The sequence below is a fragment of the Geoglobus sp. genome, from assembly GCF_054018175.1.
This window is the reverse complement of sequence record NZ_JBPLZQ010000004.1, coordinates 1-4,705: the sequence shown is the minus strand read 5'-3', so window position 1 is coordinate 4,705 and position 4,705 is coordinate 1. Positions and strand designations below refer to the sequence as shown.

At 54.0% G+C, this 4,705-nt stretch carries 5 protein-coding genes; all 5 read left to right on the top strand.

What is annotated here, in order from left to right; all coding sequences use genetic code 11:
• Positions 1-113 precede the first annotated feature (113 nt).
• Positions 114-893, top strand: a complete 780-nt coding sequence (locus tag ACXJJC_RS00240; protein ID WP_456368453.1) for an ABC transporter ATP-binding protein — start codon at positions 114-116, stop codon at positions 891-893.
• Complete coding sequence (locus tag ACXJJC_RS00235) at positions 854-1,966, top strand: SufB/SufD family protein (protein ID WP_456368451.1); 1,113 nt, start codon at positions 854-856, stop codon at positions 1,964-1,966. Before ACXJJC_RS00240 ends, ACXJJC_RS00235 begins: the two co-directional genes overlap by 40 nt.
• The gene (locus tag ACXJJC_RS00230) at positions 1,963-3,009 is read left to right on the top strand and encodes a hypothetical protein (protein WP_456368450.1); all 1,047 of its coding nucleotides are present in this window, start codon (positions 1,963-1,965) and stop codon (positions 3,007-3,009) included. Before ACXJJC_RS00235 ends, ACXJJC_RS00230 begins: the two co-directional genes overlap by 4 nt.
• Before the next feature lie 2 nt (positions 3,010-3,011).
• Complete coding sequence (gene serS, locus ACXJJC_RS00225; protein WP_456368449.1) at positions 3,012-4,370, top strand: serine--tRNA ligase; 1,359 nt, start codon at positions 3,012-3,014, stop codon at positions 4,368-4,370.
• A 213-nt stretch (positions 4,371-4,583) separates the two neighbouring features.
• The coding region (locus ACXJJC_RS00220; RefSeq protein ID WP_456368452.1) for a hydantoinase/oxoprolinase N-terminal domain-containing protein at positions 4,584-4,705 on the top strand (122 nt) is incomplete at its 3' end.

Below are 4,705 nucleotides of genomic sequence, written 5' to 3'. Positions count from 1 at the left end.
ACTGGCAAGAGAACCTACGCAGTCTACGAGGACGGTGAGATCAGTATTGTGGAGTTCTGACACAACTCCACTGGTTTTTAATCGCCGTTAAATGAGTTAGAGGTGTGGTGAGTATGGAGGAGGACATGCTGAGAGTTGTGAACCTCGGAGTGCGGGTTGCCGGCAAGAAGGTTCTGGAGAACATAAACCTGTACATCAAGAGAGGTGAGACGCTCGCACTGTTCGGCCCAAACGGCAGCGGAAAGAGCACGCTGATGAACACTCTCATCGGCAACCCGAACTATCAGGTTTACGACGGCAGGATAATCTTCAAGGGTGTCGACATAACCGACAGAGATGCCGACTTCAGGGCAAACCTCGGGATGGGCATAGCCTTTCAGACGCCTCCGGCAATAAGCGGGGTCAAGCTGATAGACGTGCTCAGGAAGATCGCTGAGAAGCGAGGCGTTCCTGAGGAGAGGATACACGAGTACGCGGAGTTCCTGAACATGACTGACTTCCTCGGGAGAGAAATAAACAGAGGCTTTTCGGGAGGAGAGGTAAAGAGGAGCGAACTCCTGCAGCTGCTCGTCATGAACCCGGACTTCGTCATGCTCGACGAGCCCGACAGCGGTGTGGACATCGAAAACGTGGCTCTGGTGGGGGAAGCGATAAGCAAACTTCTCGAGAGGGACAGGCCGAAAGGCGAGAGGGAAAAGTCTGGGATTATAATCACCCACACGGGCAACATCCTGGATTACGTGGACGCGGATTACGGCGTGATCCTATACAAGGGCAGGCTGGCGTGCATAGGCAACCCGTACGAGATTCTTGATGATGTTAGGAAATACGGTTATGAGGGGTGTGTTAAGAAATGCCTGAGAGAATTCCAGAATTTGAATCAGAGGAAGTGAGAAAGAGGCTCGAGAGCGTTGGCATCGAGCTGGACGAGAGCAGGAGGAGTGCAACATTCGTTCAGGTCGATCAGGACGCTGTAACTGCGGAGAGCTTCTACGAGGGCGTCGAGGTCATGAGCATAAAGCAGGCCCTCGAGAAGTACGACTGGCTCGAGGACTACTTCTGGAAGGCCGTGAGGAGGGAGCAGGACGACTACACAAGAGAGGCTGACTCCCCCGACGTGAACGGGTACTTCATCAGGGCCAAGAAGGGGGCCAAGGTTCAGTTCCCCGTTGAGGCGTGCCTCTACCTCAGAACCCGGGGACACAGGCAGAGGGTCCACAACATAATCATCGCCGAAGAAGGGAGCGAGCTCAACATAATTTCGGGCTGCACCTCCCATCCAGGCGTTGCGGATGGTATGCACATCGGCATCTCCGAGTTCTTCGTGAAGAAGGACGCGAAGCTGACCTTCACGATGATCCACAGCTGGGAGAGCGACATAGAGGTGAGGCCGAGGAGCGCGGCCATAGTGGAGGACAACGGCGTCTTCATAAGCAACTACGTCCTCATGAACCCCGTCAAGCTCGTGCAGATGTATCCCACTGCCCACCTAAACGGAAAGAACTCCCGAGCTGTTTTCAGCAGCATAATCGTAGGACTTGAGGGCAGCAACGTGGACGTTGGCAGCAGAGCAATACTCAACGGTGAGAACAGCAGCGCCGAGATTGTCTCGAGGACTATAAGCAGGGGTGGCAGAATAGTCGCAAGGGGACACCTCGTGGGCAACGCACCTGAAGTCAGGGGGCACTTGGAGTGCAGGGGGCTGATGCTCTCTGACAGCGGGAACATAGTGGCCGTTCCGGAGCTCGAGGCCAACTACCCCAATGTTGACCTGAGTCACGAGGCAGCAATCGGCAAGATCGCGGAGGAGGAAATATTCTATCTCATGGCGAGGGGCTTCTCGAGGGACGAGGCCACGGCGGCCATCATAAGGGGGTTCCTCGACCTCGAGATAAAAGGTATACCGGACGTTCTCAAGGCGGAGATAGATAAGGCTATAAGCTTAGTGGAAAAGGACTTGCTATGAGGAAGTGGCTTCCAGTTTTTTTCCTCCTGATTATCGCGATCTCGCTTTCAGGATGCACCCTCCTTGACGGAGACAGGGAGATAAAGCAGGCGTACGAGGAAGCCCTGAAGACCTTCAACGGGTTCAGGGGAACCGACTTTAACCCACCTCTTGAAGTGGTTGACACGAAGTGGGTCGTGGAAAAATGGGGGAGCTACCAGCCAAGGGAGGAGCTGTTCTACAAGGCCATGCTAATCCTTCCGGCAAACTACACGTTTGAGAAGGCGAAAGAGCACGACCTGGCGAGCTTCGTGGCATTCACGTGGGAGGGAAAAATATACGTGGTCAGGGACAACTTCGACGCGAAAACCTTCAGGAGAACCGTCTACCACGAGCTGGAGCACCTGTATCAGGAGAGGTTCAACATAACCTCCGATGGCACATTCGATGGGGAGAAGGCCAAGGCTTCCGCGATCGAGGGTGATGCGAAGCTCATCTCGAGGATAATCGCGGGCGAGGACTACGGGAAGGAAAGGCAGAGCGAGGTGAACGAGGACAACGCGTACCCCCTTCTGGGATACGCCCCGTACCTGTACGGCTACAACCTTGCCATAGAGGTTTACAACAGAACTGGTGACACCAAGGAAATGCTTGAAAACCCGCCGGAGAGCATGGAACAGGTCATGCACCCCGAGAAGTACTTCTCTCACGAGAGCTTTGAGCGGGTCAGCCTGAACACCTCAGGGGACGAGAACAGGCTCGGTGAGCTCTTCCTGTTCTTCTTCCTCGCGGCTCATGTCGATGATGTCATAGCGGGTGTTGCTGCCGAGGGGTGGAACGGTGACGCATACACCCTGAACGAGACGGGGTGGGTGTGGAAAATCGCCTTCGACAGCGAGAAGGACGCGAACGAGTTCGTGTATGCCTGCGTAAACATGCTCGAGAAGCTCGGCAGAAAAGAGGATGGTTACTACCTGATCGAGGAGAAGTACCTTCCGCAAAAAATAAAGGTTGTGAGAGACGGGAATACTGTGACGCTCGTTTCCCAATTTCTGGAGGTATGAGGATGTGGAGCATACTCAAGGCCTTGAGAGAGAACCCGGAGATTCTCATAGAGTCTCAGAGGAGGAGAGGAGAGGACGTTGAAGTGGTTTACAGAGCCATAGAGCTTGACAAGAGGTGGAGGGAGGAGCTCTTCAGGCTCAACCAGCTCAGGAGGGAGAGGAATCAGCTTTCGGAGATGGTGAAGAAGGCGAAGGGTGAGGAGAAGAGGAAGCTAATAGAGAAGGCGAGAAAAACGTCCGAGATGGTTAAGAGAGGGGAGGAGGAACTCAGAAAGCTCGAAGAGGAGCTGAACTCTGTTCTGCTTTCCATTCCCAACATAATTCACGAGAGCGTGCCTGTGGGTAAGGACGACAGCGAGAACGTTCCGGTTAAGTTCTGGGGAAAGGCGAGGGTTTACAAGGAGCACCTCGACTCATTTCTGGAGCAGAGTGAAGGAAAGGCTGAATACGAGGTCATTGACAGGCCAGCTATTGGCCACGCGGATGCCGTTGAGAGGTTCGGGTGGGCAGACATCGAGAGAGCTGCAAAGGTTGCCGGATCGAGGTTCTACTACCTGCTCGACGACTTAGTGTGGCTGGACTTCGCACTTGCCATGTATGCTCTCGACTTTTTGAAGAAGAAGGGCTTCACGATCCTCTCCCCACCATACATGATGAACTCTAAGGCGTATTCTGGAGTGACTGCCTTCAGCGACTTCGAGGAGGTCCTCTACAAGATAGAGGACGAGGACCTTTACCTGATCGCAACCTCCGAGCATCCGATAGCGGGAATGCATATGAACGAGACGTTTGGGGAGGATGAGCTTCCACTGCTGTATGCTGGCGTCTCTCCATGTTTCAGAAAGGAGGCAGGGGCTCATGGAAAGGACACCAAGGGGATCTTCAGGGTCCACCAGTTCAACAAGGTGGAGCAGTTCATCTACTGTCTGCCAGAGGAGAGCTGGGAGTGGCATGAGAGGCTCATAGCAAACGTGGAGGGGATATGGCAGGGCTTGGGAATTCCATACAGGATTGTGAACATCTGCACAGGCGATCTGGGGATTGTTGCAGCCAAGAAGTACGACCTTGAAGCATGGATGCCGGCTCAGGGAAAATACAGGGAGATGGTGTCATGCTCAAACTGCACAGACTGGCAGAGCTACAGATTGAACATAAGGTTCGCGGAGAAGAGGGGAATGCCGTCAAAGGGCTTCGTACACACCCTGAACTCGACGGCGATTGCAACGACGAGGGCCATAACCGCAATAATCGAGAACTTCCAGCTCGAGGATGGCAGGGTCGAGATACCGAAGGTGCTGAGGAGGTACCTGGAGCCCATAGAGAGCGCGCCAAAGGAGTACATAGAGCCGAGGAAGAGGTAGCGCTCGAGATGACGCCAGCCAGTTCTGAAGGATCAGACCTTCATGTTTTTCACAGGTCCCTTTTTGAGTAGGTGTGCACGGCGAACCGCTCGGGAAGCGTGCTTATGGCCACGTTAACGGCTTCAAGCAGCGTCTAACAGCCCTACATGCCCACAGCGACTTCTCCGAGGATGGGAAACATTATAATAGTGTGAATCACAGAAGACTGGTGTAATGTTTGCCGGAATAGACGTTGGAGGAACATTCACCGACATCGTCTCGTTCGACGGGCGGGAGTTCACCCACGTCCAGACCCTCAAAACCTCGGAGTTTCTGAAAAATCCCGGCATGGTTGA